This is a genomic window from Paraburkholderia sp. BR10872 (assembly GCF_040965835.1).
GTDB classification, from domain to species: domain Bacteria; phylum Pseudomonadota; class Gammaproteobacteria; order Burkholderiales; family Burkholderiaceae; genus Paraburkholderia; species Paraburkholderia nodosa_A.
This window is the reverse complement of record NZ_JBFRCN010000071.1, coordinates 1-12,868: the sequence shown is the minus strand read 5'-3', so window position 1 is coordinate 12,868 and position 12,868 is coordinate 1. Positions and strand designations below refer to the sequence as shown.

General features: G+C 62.1%; 9 protein-coding genes and 1 pseudogene. 6 read left to right on the top strand and 4 right to left on the bottom strand.

All coding sequences use genetic code 11. The annotated features are described in order from the left end of the window. Positions 1–106: 106 nt before the first annotated feature. The 3 genes from AB4Y43_RS35845 to AB4Y43_RS35835 all read right to left on the bottom strand — a co-directional run bounded on the left by AB4Y43_RS35845 (position 107) and on the right by AB4Y43_RS35835 (position 3,892). Positions 107–1,036: a LysR family transcriptional regulator gene (locus AB4Y43_RS35845; RefSeq protein WP_069262981.1), complete on the bottom strand. Its 930-nt coding sequence runs from the start codon at positions 1,034–1,036 to the stop codon at positions 107–109. An 87-nt stretch (positions 1,037–1,123) separates the two neighbouring features. Beyond that, positions 1,124–2,407: an MFS transporter gene (locus AB4Y43_RS35840; RefSeq protein ID WP_069262982.1), complete on the bottom strand. Its 1,284-nt coding sequence runs from the start codon at positions 2,405–2,407 to the stop codon at positions 1,124–1,126. A gap of 399 nt (positions 2,408–2,806) precedes the next feature. Further along, positions 2,807–3,892 (bottom strand): FUSC family protein, encoded by a 1,086-nt coding sequence (locus AB4Y43_RS35835; RefSeq protein ID WP_342949369.1) that lies wholly within the window; start codon positions 3,890–3,892, stop codon positions 2,807–2,809. On the opposite strand from AB4Y43_RS35835, the gene AB4Y43_RS35830 reads away from it, so the two are divergent. From AB4Y43_RS35830 to argG, 4 genes and pseudogenes are all read left to right on the top strand, one after another. Then, positions 3,891–4,268: a hypothetical protein gene (locus tag AB4Y43_RS35830; RefSeq protein ID WP_342949368.1), complete on the top strand. Its 378-nt coding sequence runs from the start codon at positions 3,891–3,893 to the stop codon at positions 4,266–4,268. The genes AB4Y43_RS35835 and AB4Y43_RS35830 overlap by 2 nt on opposite strands. Then, positions 4,216–5,226, top strand: coding sequence for a glycosyltransferase family 2 protein (locus AB4Y43_RS35825; protein WP_368729941.1), 1,011 nt, complete (start codon positions 4,216–4,218; stop codon positions 5,224–5,226). Before AB4Y43_RS35830 ends, AB4Y43_RS35825 begins: the two co-directional genes overlap by 53 nt. A gap of 317 nt (positions 5,227–5,543) precedes the next feature. After that, a pseudogene (locus AB4Y43_RS35820) lies at positions 5,544–5,776 on the top strand (GntR family transcriptional regulator); the annotation flags it as partial. A 175-nt stretch (positions 5,777–5,951) separates the two neighbouring features. Next, the gene (argG, locus tag AB4Y43_RS35815) at positions 5,952–7,286 is read left to right on the top strand and encodes an argininosuccinate synthase (RefSeq protein WP_069263475.1); all 1,335 of its coding nucleotides are present in this window, start codon (positions 5,952–5,954) and stop codon (positions 7,284–7,286) included. 254 nt (positions 7,287–7,540) lie between these two features. On the opposite strand, the gene AB4Y43_RS35810 is transcribed toward argG, so the two are convergent. Beyond that, positions 7,541–8,884 carry a replication initiation protein gene (locus AB4Y43_RS35810; protein WP_256094574.1) on the bottom strand — a complete coding sequence of 448 codons (1,344 nt, stop codon included), beginning with the start codon at positions 8,882–8,884 and terminating at the stop codon, positions 7,541–7,543. Positions 8,885–10,280: 1,396 nt separating this feature from the next. On the opposite strand from AB4Y43_RS35810, the gene AB4Y43_RS35805 reads away from it, so the two are divergent. After that, the gene (locus AB4Y43_RS35805) at positions 10,281–11,489 is read left to right on the top strand and encodes an AAA family ATPase (protein ID WP_028208684.1); all 1,209 of its coding nucleotides are present in this window, start codon (positions 10,281–10,283) and stop codon (positions 11,487–11,489) included. Further along, on the top strand, positions 11,486–12,484 hold the full coding sequence (locus AB4Y43_RS35800) for a ParB/RepB/Spo0J family partition protein (RefSeq protein WP_069262986.1): 999 nt from the start codon (positions 11,486–11,488) through the stop codon (positions 12,482–12,484). The genes AB4Y43_RS35805 and AB4Y43_RS35800 overlap by 4 nt, the downstream gene beginning before the upstream one ends. The last annotated feature ends 384 nt before the right edge of the window (positions 12,485–12,868 follow it).

Here is a 12,868-nt window from a genome sequence, read left to right as displayed (position 1 = left end):
CGTTGGAATCCACTTTAGGAGCGCTGCGCGGCGGTAACAACCGGTGGCCAGGCAACTACGGCATTCGCGTTTCGCAAATAATCGCGGCAGGCGATCGTCGCAGGCGCTAGCGCACCCAGCCGCGCTCGATCAGCGGCACGTCCCAGGCGGGCTCGGGGCCCAGATACTCGGCCAGAAACTCCACCAGCGCCTTCACTTTCAGGGCCTGGCGCTGCGTGGAGGGATATACGGCGGCAAAACTCAATGCCGATAGGTGGTAGTCGGTGAGGATCGGCACGAGCGAACCGTTTAGGAGCGCCTCGCTCGCCACGAGCGTAGGCAGGCACACCACGCCGCCTCCCGTGAGCGCGTAATCGCGCAGCAAATGCACGGAGTTCGAGCGGATCATGCCGGGCAACTCCATCTCCACGACTTCGTCGCCGCGAGTCATCGTCCAGCGGTTGCGCGAGGGATAGCCCGAATAGAGCGCCGTGGTGTGCTGCAGCAATTCGCGCGGATGCTGCGGCGCGCCATGCTCCTCCAGATAAGCGGGCGTGGCGCAAAAGAGCCGCCGCACCGAAAAGAGCCGCCGCTCGATCAGCGAATCGGAAATCGGCGGGAAGATCTGGAAAGCGACGTCGAAGCCTTCTTCGATCGGATCGACCACGCGGTCGTTGACGATCACGTCGAGCTGGATGCCGGGATAGCGGCGGTTGAACTCGGCGAGCGGCGCGCCGAAATGGCCCAGCGCGAAGCCCGGCAACATCTGGATGCGCAGCCTGCCAGTGGGCGTGGCGCGCAGCTCGCGCATCTGGTCGGTCAGCTCGTTCACACGCCCCACCACCTCCGCGCACTCACGATAAAACGCCTCGCCGACTTCGGAGAGGCGCACGTGCCGCGTGCTGCGATGAAAGAGCGGGGCGTTGACGAACTTCTCCAGTTGCTGGATGCGGTTCGTCACGACCGAACTGGTCACGCCGAGTTGCCGGGCCGCCTCCGCGAAACTGCTCGTTTCCGCCACGCGCACAAACGCCTCGATGCTCAGGAATCGGTCCATGCTCCTCTCTTCTTCTCGGGTTCGGGCCCTTCAAGTATAGGGCCCGCCTCCGGGCGCTCGCGCCGCTCTGCACGGGCGGCGCGCACGCTACTCGGCCTGCCCCGCTGCAGGCAAGGGCGCGCCGGGGGCAACGGGGGCGGCAGCCTCGCTGCGCCGCAGCTTGGCGGGCGCGGTTTCCTTGAGGAAGAGGCTCACCAGAACGCCGAGGAAGACCGCGCCGATCGGCAGCCACAAAATGTTCTGGATACCGAAATGCGCTGCCACGAATCCGGCGAGCGCGGGCGCCACGCCGCCGCCAAAGATTTCGCCCGCGCCCACCACGAGTCCGATCGAAGTCGAGACCATGCCGGCTGGCGCGGCTTCTGTGGCAACCGGCCCCGAGAGCAGCGAAACAAGGCCGAGCGTGAAGAAAGACGCCGCGAACAGCACCGCGAAGAGCGCGAACGGCTGCGCGCCGAGACCGCGAAACACGATCAGCATGACAGCAGTGCCCACAAAGCCGACGACGCTCGCGAGGCGCCGGCCCAACAGATCCGAAAGCCCCGGCAAGCCGAACTGTCCGACGAAACCGCCAAAGCCAATTGCCGAGGCCACCACGCCCATGCGCTGGGTGTCGAGCGAAAGGTACTGCGTGAGATAGAGCGGCAGCATGGCGCCGAGCACGAACACGCCCGTCATGGCGCAGAAGAGCGCGACCATCGCCACGGGAATGTTGCGGCTGCGAATCACGTCACGCCAGTGCCCGCGTTCGGCCTTCGCCGCGGATGCGCCCGAATCAGGCGCAGGCGCGCCTTGCGGCTCACGGATCACGCGGTACATCAGCAAGCCGAGAATGAGGCCCGGCACCGACACGAGTGCGAACACCCAGCGCCAGCTCATCACGCCCAGCAACTGCGTCGCGATGATCGGCGAAAGCGCGAGCCCGAACAGCGCGAAGCCGCTTTGCTGGAGTCCGAGATTGAAGCCGCGGCGCTTCGGATGCGAGGCATCGGCGGTGGCGGCGAAGCTGGTCGGGCAGAAAGAACCCTCCGCCACGCCCATCAGCGCGCGCACGGCCAGCAGGCTCGCGAAGCCGCCTGCGAGGCCCGAGAAGCCCGAGAGCAGCGAGAACGCGATGATCGCCGGGATCAGCACCTTGCGCCGCCCCACCTTGTCGGACATGCCGCCCATGACCGCCGCGAACACGCCCCACGAAAGGCCCAGGATACCGATGCAATTGCCGACATCCTGCGCATTGAGGTTGAGGTCCTTCATGATGGACGGGAACAACGGCGCGATCAGCCAGCGGTCGAGGCCCACCAGGCCGAAGCCCAGTGCCAGCAGCGTCACGGCTTTCCATTCGTAGGCCGTGTCCCATGTGTTCGGTTTCATCTCTGTCTCCTTGGGCCGGCCGGATGCCGCGCCACTCGTTCATGGTCGAAAACGGGTGTGCGACGCGACGTGCGCCACTGCGCGGGACGCCATCGACATCGACGACGCAAAGATAGTCGCAAGCGCAGCGTGATCAGTACCGGATAACGCCCGAATACGTCATTCGCGGATCGCGAACAATCGGGCGCGCAAGGCCGCCGGGCACGGCAGACGGGACGCTGCGAGCGGGGCGCGCCACGCGTTGCATCGCGGCGCGCCCACCCCAGGACAATTACGGGTAGACGCTCGCTGGCGCGCCGGGCGGTAGGCTTTCAGCGCATGAGTTGCCCGGGCCCGAGCGATCTGCAGGCCGCCGCCGCGCGGATTGCGGGGAAGATCCGCGAGGAATGAGTGCGGCGCTCACGCTTTGCGCAAGTGCTCGGTATGCATGTCGCTCAGACGGCTCAGCAGGATGCCGTAGCCGGTCAAATGCCCGAGATAGACGCTCGTGAACACGCCCGTTGCGGGCAGCGCCTCGACAAGCGCATGCAGTTCACCGCGAGTCAGCGGCTCCACGAGTAGACCTGGGCGCTCCACCCGAAGGTCGGCCTGCGAAGCCAGTTGCCGGTGCACGTCCACGAGGCGCGCGAGGCCGAGCCGGTATGCCTCTTTCCATTGCGTATCGAGCGCCTCGTATTGCGCGTTGAACGTATCGAGCGTTTCAAGGAAGCCGACGATCGAATCGAACAACTCGTGGTAGCACGCGAACAGCGGCAGGCGATCCCGATTGCGCTTCAAATGCGCCGACACCCACGACTGCTCGAGATCGGACTTGAGGAGATCGTGCGCCTGCTTCAGATTGCTGCTCGACACCCGCAGCGCAGCCGTCGCCGATTTCAGTTTCGCGCGGTCCAGCGTTTTCGTTGCAACCTCGGTGAGCAAGGCTTCGGCCTGTGCGTTGCCGTCGTTCACGAGCGTATTCGCCCAGAAGCCGTGATCGGGCGGAAAGGCAACCTGCTGGATGATGAAACCGAGCAGCATGCCGAGCACCACGCCGATCAGGCGCTGCTCCAGCAGCGGTATGTGCTCGCCCGTGTAGAGCACGAGCGTCATCGGCACGGTGATGCTCGTCATCTGGAACACCGAAGGCCGCATGCGCACGATCGTGAAGATCACGAGCGGCAGCAGGATCACGCCCAGCCACAAATGCGGCGCGGTCAGCCAGATCAGCAGCGTGCCGATCGGCATCGCGACGAGATTCGACATCACGCGCTTGTGGAAGTATCCGCGCGCCGCCGAGATGGAACTGCCGAGCGCGAGTGTGAGCATCGCCGAGCCGGAAAGCGCGACTGCCGCCTCGGGATACCCGCACGCGTACGGCACGCCGAATCCGATCCACATACCGAGCGTGAGTTTCGTGTATTTCGCGAGTTCGGAGAGGGAAAAGCGTGCGAGCGCACGGCGAAACGGCGTGAGCGGTTTGTGGGCGTAGGAGATGGTGGCCATGGATGCCGTCGGTCGTTTCAGGCGGAGCGCCAATGTTAACGCGATTGACGCGACTGTTCCGGCACTCAGTCCACCTCAGACGATTCCGGAGGATTTTTCCACCCGGATTTTTTTCCGATTTGTAAGACCAAACGTCGGCACTTTGTGCGGATGCCGGCCAGTGTTGGCTTTGCGGGCGGCGCTGCGCAAGGCGCATTCCTTGCGAATTATTTTCAATTTCTTTCGCGTTTTGTTCCTTTACCGTCATGTGCAACGGATGAAGTTCGCATTACGAACCCACTTTTGCGAACGTCTCCGCATCCCTCAAGCACTGGGGTCTGCCCATGACGACAACAACGAAGGTCTCCATTTGCCTGCCGACGTACAACCGGCCTGAACTGCTGGTTCGCTGCATCGAATCGTGCCTCATGCAAACGCATGCGAACATCGAGATCGTGATCGGCGACGACTCGAGCGACGATCGCACGCAGCAGCTGATCGCCTCGCGTTACGGAGACGACCCGCGCATCGCCTACCGGCGCAACGTGCCGGCGCTCGGCCAGGCGCCCAACGTGGCCAGCCTTTTCGAGCGGGCGAGCGGAGACAAGATCCTCCTGATCCACGACGACGACTATCTGCTCGTGCGCTGCATCGAGAAGCTGCTTGCGCAGTGGGAGCGTTATCCGGATCTGGAAGTCGCGTTCGGCGATCAATACGAAACCGATCACGACGGGCGCATCATGCACGCGGCCAGCGAACGCATGAACATCGCGTATCACCGTACGGCCAGCGCCGCGGGACTGCAACACCCGCCGGGCCGCGTGGGCATCGTGCAGATGTTCCCCAACAACGGCTGGCTTGCCAATGCGGCGCTCGTCAAGCGCATCGGCTACGACGACCGCTACGGCACCTGCTGCGATTACGTGTTCGGCACGCGCCTGTGCCTCGCGGCAAAACGGGTGTGCTACGTGAACGAATACGTTTCGTGCTATCGCATCACAGACGTTTCGGTATCCCAGGCGACGCGCACGAGCATCAATGCCTCGTCGATCTCGGCGTGGCGTTTTCTCAACAGCCTCACGTTGCCGCCCGAACTCGAACCGGCGCGCAAGCTCGCCATGCGCCGGCTCGTGCCGATCGTGGTCTCGCTGCTCGCGCGCAATCGCGAGGCGCGCGCCGGGTTGCAGCTCGCACTCTGCAATCTCTACGCGTACCGCTTCGGCTTCAGCCCGCGACTCTACTACCACCTGCTGATGATCTGGAAAGCCACGCGGCGGCCCGGCGCGGAGCCCGTCGCCCTGTTAGGCATGAAGGACGAGCAGGTCGTGGATACGTCCCGAACGCGCATGCCGTAGCGAACGCATCACGCCGTGAACGGGGCTGCAGGTCTGGGGTGCACCTTTCGTGACGGGCTCGCAGTCGTCCGTCTCGTTGGAATACGCGCACATGGCGTTGGCGAGCGCACCTGTACATGGCGTCTCCTTGCCGGACCGGTAGTCGATTGGATTGCCTTTTAGTGTCGACAGTTGGATTCAGCATATGGCGAATTCCCGCCTTTCTCCGAGACCTTCTCGCGACCGTGTTGACATCTCCGTAACCGCCCTGCGATTTCGAGAGCGAAGCGGGCGGCGGATTTGTTACACTCCGCGGCGCCCCGGGGGAAAGAAAGCGCATGGATGAAGACGTCGGCGTACTGGCCGCCCTGGAAACGGGCGAGCAGTCGAGCGTCGCCGGGATTGTCGACCGAGTGGCGCGCGGCATCATCGAACGCCGGCTCGTCCCGGCGACGACCCGAATTCGGTCGATCTCGCCAAACGCTTCGGTGTGAGCCCTACGCCCGTGCGTGAGGCGCTTTTCGCGCTCACGCGCGAAGGCCTCGTCGACTGGTCGCCGCGCCGCCGCCCGCCGCCTGCGCTGAGCAAGCGCCCTCGCTGCGCCCCTTTTTTATTAACGCGGACACCGCGGCGAACGGGGCCTGCCGCCCTCCCCGCCAGGCTTGCCGAAAGGCCGGGGATACAACATACTTGACGATTCGACCGAATTCCTTCCGCATTCTCGTTCTACCGGGTTCTTTCTCATCATGAGCACAATTCTTGAAAGCCTTCCGACCGGCCAAAAGGTCGGTATCGCCTTCTCCGGCGGCCTCGACACCAGCGCCGCGCTGCACTGGATGAAGCTCAAGGGCGCCGTGCCTTACGCCTATACGGCGAACCTGGGCCAGCCCGACGAAGACGACTACGATTCGATCCCGCGCCGCGCGACCGAATACGGCGCCGCCGGTGCACGCCTGATCGACTGCCGCGCGCAGCTCGTGGCGGAAGGCATCGCCGCCCTGCAATGCGGCGCGTTCCACATCTCGACGGCCGGCGTCACGTACTTCAATACGACCCCGATCGGCCGCGCTGTGACGGGCACGATGCTCGTGGCGGCGATGAAGGAAGACGGCGTCAACATCTGGGGCGACGGTTCGACCTACAAGGGCAACGACATCGAGCGCTTCTACCGCTATGGCCTGCTCGTCAATCCGGACCTGAAGATCTACAAGCCGTGGCTCGACCAGCAGTTCATCGACGAACTGGGCGGCCGCTCCGAAATGTCGGAGTTCATGCGCCAGTCGGGCTTCGAATACAAGATGTCGGCCGAGAAGGCCTATTCGACGGACTCGAATCTGCTCGGCGCAACGCACGAAGCGAAGGACCTCGAAAGCCTGGAAAGCGGCATCAAGATCGTGAACCCGATCATGGGCGTGGCGTTCTGGCGCGACGACGTCAAGATCGACCGCGAAGAAGTGACGATCCGCTTCGAGGAAGGCCAGCCGGTCGCGCTGAACGGCCAGACTTTCCCGAACGCCGTGGAACTGCTGCTCGAGGCGAACCGCATCGGCGGCCGTCACGGTCTGGGCATGAGCGACCAGATCGAAAACCGCATCATCGAGGCGAAGAGCCGCGGCATCTACGAAGCCCCGGGTCTGGCGCTGCTTCACATCGCGTATGAGCGCCTCGTGACGGGCATCCACAACGAAGACACCATCGAGCAGTACCGCGAAAACGGCCGCCGCCTGGGCCGCCTGCTGTACCAGGGCCGCTGGTTCGACCCGCAGGCCATCATGCTGCGCGAGACGGCCCAGCACTGGGTGGCGCGCGCCATCACCGGCGAAGTGAAGATCGAACTGCGCCGCGGCAACGACTACTCGATCCTCAGCACGAAGTCGGACAACCTCACGTATCAGCCGGAGCGTCTGTCGATGGAGAAGGTCGCCTCGACGTTCTCGCCGCGCGACCGTATCGGCCAGCTGACGATGCGCAACCTCGACATCACCGACACGCGCGAGAAGCTGCGTGTGTACTCGAAGGTCGGTCTGCTCGCACCGGGTGCGGCTTATACGCTGCCGCAGCTGAACGACGAGAAGAAGTAAGGCGTCGTCGCTCAAGGGAGAAAGGGAAGGCACTGGGCCTTCCCTTTTTTTATGTCTGCGCGGGTTTGCGACTGGCGTTCGAGTTACCCACAGATTTTGTTGGCAAGCTTGTGGAGAACACCTGGGACGAGTGCCCTAACTCGTTGATCGACTGGATGTTTTCCGCTGCGTGAGCGCGGAAGGCAGTGACGGACTGCCAGGCCAGGCCGCAATACGCCCACCGACATATCAGCCGTCGAGCGTATTGAAGACACTCACTGCGCGGCAAGTTGCTTCATCTTCCCGTAGACGAATTGCCCGAAATACCACGACAGATCGGAGTGGTTGAGGATGTTCCCGTCGGAGAGCGCCCCCGCCTCGAGCTTCAGGCGGCGCAGCATGAGCTTGCCGGCCTGCGAGGCGATGTAGAGCCGCACCAGCTCCTTGCGGGTCTTCTCGTCGGCCGATTCGAAGTGCTCGCGGCCTTGCTTGACCTCCTCGTTGCGCTGCGAGCGCGCCTCTTCGTCGCGCGCCGCGATGCTCTGCTTCACCGCCGTGGTCGCGACCGTCCTGGCGGTCTCCTGAGCCGTCGCAGCCACGGCCAGCTCGCCCTGGATCGCCACCATCTTGCGCTCGGCCTCCGAGACCTGCCAGTTGTGGCTCAACGCCTTCATCAGATAGCCCGCAGGGCTCTTGGTCACCTTGCCCTGGTTGAGCCGGAAACGCGTGTATTCGATGGCCTGCTGGATGCGCTCGTCGGTCCAGCTCATGCGATGCTCCGCGATCACGTCGAACTGCTTGTTGGAGAGGCCGAACTCCTCCTTGAGCGTGAGCAGCAGGTCGTGCGCGTCGGGCTGCCGTGAGAGAAGCGCGGCGACCGTGTCCTTGCGCTTCATCCGGAAGCGGATCTTGTTGATTTTGCGCGAGGTTTCCGAGTCGGCCCGGGTTTCGTAGCTGAGGTCGATGTCGGATAGCTCGTTGATCTGGCGCACCGCCGGATCGAGATACTTGGGCCGGAAATGCTTGAACTCCGACGCGCTCGTACCGAGTTTGCCGGGCCAGCGCCGCATGACGTCGAGCTCGATCCAGTCGGTCAAGCCGGCCGCCACGAAGGGCAACACATAGTCGTAGATCGCGCGCGCGTAGGTCTGCGAGAACGACGCCGTGATGCACAGGTTCAGCCAGTGATGCTTGTCGGGCCCGGTGATGTGGCGCAGCATGAGCGGCGGAATGCGGAACTGGATGCGCCCCTTGCCGATCTTGACGCTGCCCATCAGTTGCTCGGAAATCCACTGGTCGTCTTCGCTGGGCGCGCGGTCGGGCGGCGTGTCGGTCACCTCGATCAGCACGCGCTGCGCTTCCTTGATGACGCTCTGCAAATGGCGCACGTTGCGGCTCTCATAACGCATGAGCCACTTGAAGTAATTCAGGTCGACGTCGTAGATATCGCGCGGCGCGGGTTCCTGGGCGGCAATGAAATAGGCGGCGTCGATGAAACGGCGCGAAGAAAGCCCAAGCCCATTGATGGCGACGAACACGTTGTTGCGCTGAAAACCGATCTCCCGCGTGCTCTCATTGATCGGCTGGCCGGACATCTCCTCAAAGAGACCCAGCGACATCTGCAGTGTTGTAGTCCTTCGCCCGCTCTCCTCCGACATACGCACGCTCTCCCCGTCGACATTGGCGGGCACTCTATCACTACGCAAACACAAGTCAACACAATAAACGTTACCTCAAACAGGCACCGGATTCGGCTCGCGCACAAAAAACGTACCTGATCGCACAAATATCTCTACAGCGGCGGCACATAAAACGGCACCCGGCCGCACATAAAACGGTGCAGCGAGCACATAGAACGGTGCTTTTGAAAGGCAAGTCCTTGAAAAGCAAGAAAATGGGTGCGTACGTTAGTTGGTTGGTGGGTTTTTATCTTTAAGTAAACAAACAAACCGCTCACAAAAAAAGATGCTCAGTGCGAACTTTTTCGTGTTGTGTCTCGCGATGCAGTGAGGGAATTCAAGAGGAATAACCCTTCAAAGCCCCGCACGTAAAGGCTCTCGGTGGCGGTGCATCGGGACTGGATTTGCTTTTCGCCCGCCGAAACCCATGGAAAGGTAACGATTTCTGTGCAGTTACAGTGATCTATGGAAGTGGTTTATGTGCAGAACGTCTTTACGCGAGCCGACATCAAGTTGGATGCGGCAAAGGTGGTCGATGGGACGTTATTCAGAAGTGACTTTTCGGTGGGAGGAAGGAAGGCAACGGAATTTGTGCATGGCCGAGCGACGCCGTGATAGCAACGTTTTTTGTGCACATCCTGGAAGGCGGGCGGAAGGTAACGGTTATTGTGCGGTCGCCGTGTGATGATTCCGTCGTTTGCCGCCTGCGCGAGGTAACGAAATTTGTGCAGCGTTGGCGGTGAGATTCGTCCTGGTGGAACTGGGCTGCCTCGGGATAGCGAAATGGCAGCGGCATTGGGCGCGCAGGGGAAATCGGGTAACGGTTTTTGTGCCTTTACGGTGGTCGGCGCGCGCGCGGCAAGGCTTTCCCTGCGCGTACGGTAACGGTTTTTGTGCAATCGCGACCGGCCAGGGTGGCTCGCAGAAATCTGGAAGCACAAAAATCGTTACCCGCCCGCCAGGTCAGGGGGCTAAGCGGATCAGCCGGTGAAACTGCACAAAAACCGTGACTGTGCGGGGCGCATGGGAGCGATGAAGCCTGCGGGGAATGATCTGAAGCTGGATTTGCACAAAAACCTCGACCGACATCGTCAACAACGAGGTGCTCTGGCCCCGGCGATTTGCACAAAAAATAGGCAGACGGCAGCGAAAGGGCCTACAACGGCCTGGGCGACGTTGCCGGTTTTGCTGCTACTTTGCCCTTGGGAATGTCCCACGAGGGCAATACGGGCCGTTTTGAAGGGTCATTTTTTTTCATATCGCCCTCAATTAGTGTGTTTTCATACGCTTTTGCTGTATTCTACGCTTTATCCAAATTCTGATAAAAAGCGTATTAATGGCGAAAACTATCGAATTGCCGTCGATCGATCGACGTGTGGATCTTTCCGCGATCACTGAATTTGCCGAAGAGGCCGGTCGTCTATCTGAAGAGCTTCGGGAGATGATGCTGGCGCCGCGGCCGCGAAAGATGGCGCCCACATTTACGTCCGCTCAGGTCGCAGAGATGTGCGGCATTGATCGCATCAAACTGAACAACCTGCTCGCCACCCGCGAGGGTCTTCCGCAAGGTGTGGCGCAAGGTTCCGGGCGCAGCCGGGTCTTCACGCTGCCGGAAGCGAGAACCTGGGTCCAGCAGGTCTCCGATATTTATCAGACACCGCTCCATACCGGGGTGCGCGACGCCGACGGCAAGGTGATTCTCGTTGCCAACTTCAAGGGCGGCTCGACGAAAACGACCACCACCATGTGTCTCGCCCAAGGCCTGACCTTGCGTGGTCGCAAGGTTCTGCTGATCGACCTGGATCCGCAGGCGTCGCTCACGGAGCTTTGCGGTCTGTATGCCGAAAAGGAAGTGACTGAGGATAGCACGGTCCTGCCGTTCATCTACGACCCGCATATGGAAGGCGGTCTGCTGAATTTTGTGCAGGAAACCTATTGGGACGGACTTGACGTCATTCCCGCGCACCCCACGCTGTTTTCCGCGGAGTTCCATATTCCCGGAACCGTGATCAAGAACCCGGGGTTCAAGTTCTGGGATCTGCTGCGTCAGGGGGTGGAGGTGCTGCGCAAGCAATACGACTACATCATTCTGGATACGGCGCCGTCGCTGTCTTATCTCACGATCAATGCGCTCATGGCCGCCGACGCGATGGTCATGCCGCTCGTGCCCGAAAGCCTGGACTTCATCAGCTCGGTCTCGTTCTGGAGCCTGTTTTCTGACCTCGCGCACACGATCATGGAACGCGGTGACGAGAAGACATACGACTTCGTTTCCGTCCTGCTTTCGAAGGTCGACTACGGCAAGACATCGTCTGCACCGGTTGTGCGCTCGTGGGTGCAGCGGACTTACAAGGACTGGGTGAACGCGCTCGAGGTGCCGGCCAGTTCCGCGATGAGTAACGGCGCACTCGCCATGGCGACTGTGTTCGACATCAGCAAGGGAGACCTCGCTGACAAGACGGTCGCGCGCGTGCGTCAGCCGCTGACTGATTACGTACAGTGGATCGACGATCTTTACGTCGAACAATGGAGGGCCGGCAAGTGAGTTCATTCCGCGACAAGATGGCGGCGAAGACCCGTGAACTCGGTTCGACGTCGGAGCGGCCAGCCGCCGAACGGCCGGCAGCCGTCGCTCCGGCCGAGCCGCCGCGCCGCAGCAGCGCGTTCAAGACCGGGCCCGGCATGCTCGGCGCGTTGGCGGTGGCGCAGCAGCGCATCCAGGAACTGGAGAACACGAGCGACAAGCTCATGCTTCCGGTGAACGCGATTCAGCCGAACCCGTGGCAGCCGCGCAAGATTTTCAGCGACGAGGGCCTTGCCTCGCTGGCCGAATCGATCCGCGAAGTCGGGCTCGTCGAGCCGATCGTCGTTCGTCGGGCGGAGAACGGCTATCAGCTGATCGCCGGTGAACGACGTCTTCGCGCGCACGCCCTGATTCAGGCACAGGATATTCGCGCCTCCGTGATCGAGTGCTCCGATCAGGACATGGCGGTGCTCGCGCTGGTGGAAAACGTCGGTCGCGAAGACCTCACTGATTATGAAATTGGACAATCGCTGCGCCGCGCCGAACGGGAGTTTCCGACGCGCAAGCGCATGGCGGAGGCGTTGGGAATGTCGCGCAAAGGCCTGTACCGGTTTTTGGCCTTTGAAAATCTGCCGGACTTCATCCGGCGCGATCTTGATTTGAATCCACGACTGCTCGGCGGCTCGGCTGCTGACGAGGTTGTTTCGGCAATCAAGAAGTACGGCTCGGCGGGTCTTTCGGCTGCGCGCGACTTGTGGCCGGCCGTGGTCGGCCGGACGCTGGACCAAGGCAAGCTGGCCGCGGCGATCGGAGCGCAAGCGAGTCGGGGGGAATCGACCGAAAGCGTATCCGAACGCAGCATCGAGAAGATCTTCTCGGGCAAGAGCCACGCCGGCAGCATTACCAAAGACACCAACAGCTTTACGGTGAAGCTCAAGACGGGTGTGCTGTCGGATGCCCAGGAAACGCAAATTCGGGAGCTGATCAGTCAGCTGTTCAATGTGAAGCCAGGCTGATTGGGCCTCGAGGCTGTTGATGTGGATGGAAGCCCGCCTCGGCGGGCTTTTTCTTTTTGCGGGTTAAGTTGTGTGTCGAGTTGACACACAGTTGTCCGGCGGGGCGAGCGTGTGTCGACTCGACACACGGGAAGGTGCGTCGTGGCCGGGACGTGTGCGGGCTGTGACGATGCCCTGTGCACGGTGCCAGGATTTCGGTTGCCGTCAGCTCGTCGAGGGTTGGTTGTTGGAGGTGAGCGCTTCCAGACGTTGGGTCCATCGACTTGCTCCGTGTGTCGAGTCGACACATTGCGGGGAGAAGGTGTTCGGCTTGGCTTGCGTCGTGTCAAGCCGAGCGGGCGTCGATAATGCCTGCGTTCCCCCGGCGAGGGGGGGGGGGTGGGG

Excerpts from the sequence above, each read along its gene's own strand:
- AB4Y43_RS35845 (WP_069262981.1), bottom strand. The coding sequence starts at position 1,036 with ATGGACCGATTCCTGAGCATCGAGGCGTTTGTGCGCGTGGCGGAAACG.
- AB4Y43_RS35840 (WP_069262982.1), bottom strand. The coding sequence starts at position 2,407 with ATGAAACCGAACACATGGGACACGGCCTACGAATGGAAAGCCGTGACG.
- AB4Y43_RS35830 (WP_342949368.1), top strand. The coding sequence starts at position 3,891 with ATGGATGCCGTCGGTCGTTTCAGGCGGAGCGCCAATGTTAACGCGATT.
- AB4Y43_RS35835 (WP_342949369.1), bottom strand. The coding sequence starts at position 3,892 with ATGGCCACCATCTCCTACGCCCACAAACCGCTCACGCCGTTTCGCCGT.
- AB4Y43_RS35825 (WP_368729941.1), top strand. The coding sequence starts at position 4,216 with ATGACGACAACAACGAAGGTCTCCATTTGCCTGCCGACGTACAACCGG.
- argG (WP_069263475.1), top strand. The coding sequence starts at position 5,952 with ATGAGCACAATTCTTGAAAGCCTTCCGACCGGCCAAAAGGTCGGTATC.
- AB4Y43_RS35810 (WP_256094574.1), bottom strand. The coding sequence starts at position 8,884 with ATGTCGCTGGGTCTCTTTGAGGAGATGTCCGGCCAGCCGATCAATGAG.
- AB4Y43_RS35805 (WP_028208684.1), top strand. The coding sequence starts at position 10,281 with ATGGCGAAAACTATCGAATTGCCGTCGATCGATCGACGTGTGGATCTT.